The sequence below is a fragment of the Micrococcus sp. HSID17227 genome, assembly GCF_003989405.1.
Taxonomy (GTDB): Bacteria; Actinomycetota; Actinomycetes; order Actinomycetales; family Micrococcaceae; genus Micrococcus; species Micrococcus luteus.
Window position 1 is genome coordinate 1 of record NZ_RBLN01000394.1, and the last position, 1,479, is coordinate 1,479.

3 protein-coding genes are annotated in these 1,479 nt (G+C 73.1%); 2 read left to right on the top strand and 1 reads right to left on the bottom strand.

Annotation, left to right across the window (positions count from 1 at the left end; all coding sequences use genetic code 11):
- Positions 1–52: 52 nt before the first annotated feature.
- The gene (locus D8M29_RS12155; protein WP_127435633.1) at positions 53–925 is read left to right on the top strand and encodes a 1,4-dihydroxy-2-naphthoate polyprenyltransferase; all 873 of its coding nucleotides are present in this window, start codon (positions 53–55) and stop codon (positions 923–925) included.
- 57 nt (positions 926–982) lie between these two features.
- Here the strand turns inward: D8M29_RS12155 and D8M29_RS12160 are convergent, their stop codons facing one another.
- Positions 983–1,258, bottom strand: a complete 276-nt coding sequence (locus D8M29_RS12160; RefSeq protein ID WP_010080315.1) for a DUF4229 domain-containing protein — start codon at positions 1,256–1,258, stop codon at positions 983–985.
- 65 nt (positions 1,259–1,323) lie between these two features.
- Here D8M29_RS12160 and D8M29_RS12165 point away from each other — a divergent pair.
- Positions 1,324–1,479: PLDc N-terminal domain-containing protein (locus tag D8M29_RS12165; RefSeq protein ID WP_174233364.1), on the top strand; the 156-nt coding region annotated here is incomplete at its 3' end.

Sequence of the window (1,479 nt, forward strand, 5' to 3'; positions counted from 1 at the left end):
CGGCCCGCCGCGCGCCGCTGCCCACCCCGCTCCCCAGGAGGAACCCCCGCCCATGGCCGCCACGCTCTCCCAGTGGGTCGCCGCCGCGCGCCTGCGCACGCTGCCCATGGCGATCGCCCCCGTGATCGTCGGTTCGGCCGCCGCCGCGGAGCTCGGCTCCTTCCACCTCGGCGCGGCGCTGCTGGCCCTCGTGGTGTCGCTCGCGCTGCAGATCGGCGTGAACTACGCCAACGACTACTCGGACGGCATCCGCGGCACCGACGACGAGCGCGTGGGCCCCTTCCGGCTCACCGTCTCCGGGCTCGTGCCCGCGGCCCAGGTGAAGCAGGCGGCCTTCGCGTTCTTCGGCCTCGCCGGGCTGGCCGGCCTGGGGCTCATCCTGCTCTCGGGGCACTGGTGGTTCCTGCTGATCGGCGTCGCCTGCGTGCTGGCCGCGTGGTTCTACACCGGCGGGAAGCGGCCGTACGGGTACCTCGGCCTCGGCGAGGTGTTCGTGTTCGTGTTCTTCGGGCTGGTGGCCGTCCTCGGCACCACGTACACCCAAGCCGGCGCCGTCAGCGGCCTGGCCTGGGCCGGCGCGATCGGCTGCGGGCTGATCTCCACGGCCCTGCTCATGGTCAACAACATCCGGGACATCCCCACGGACCGCGAGGTCGGGAAGATGACGCTGGCCGCCCGTCTGGGCGACGGACCCGCGCGGGCGTCCTACGGCGTCATGCTGGCCGTCGCCCTGCTGCTGCCGCTGTTCTGGGTGGCGGAGCACCCGGGACTGCTGCTCGTGCCGATCGGCAGCCTGCTCGCGATCCGGCCGATCCGCACGGTACTGCGCGCCGACGACCGCCGGACACTGATCCCGGTGCTGCGCGCGACCGGCGTGATCGGGATCGTCTACGCGATCACGTTCACCCTCGGCGCGCTGCTCTGAGCAGCACGGGATGACGGCGGCGTCGGCGGCGTCATGCGCCCCGTCGCCCCGCGGGGTTCACTCGCGGAACCGGCCCTCGGTGTAGGCGTCCTCGGCGTCCGCGTCGGCGGTCTCGGTGCGGCCCCGGCGGCCCGGGCGGCCCTCCCACGCGGCGGACAGGTCCTCGGTGGCCCCCGTGCGCAGGCGGCCGAGGAAGAGGTAGCTGACCGCGAACGTCAGGATCGTGGCCGCGATCACCCCGAAGATCATCCCGAGGTCCATCACGTAGTAGAACAGCGCCCACAGGGCGACGAAGACGACCACGCGGACCAGACCGTAGAAGAAGATGCGCACCGGTCCATCCTACGAGGACGGACGCCCCGCCCGCCGACCCCACAGCCCGCGCCTAGACTGGCGGGATGGGCCGCTTCATCATCCCCGCCGCGATCATCCTCGCGGGCCTGACCCTCTACGCGCTGTTCGAGGCGCTGTTGACCCCCGCCCGCGAGGTGCGCAGCCTGCCGAAGGCGGCGTGGGTGGCGGTCATCGTGCTCGTGCCGCTCGTGGGGCCGCTG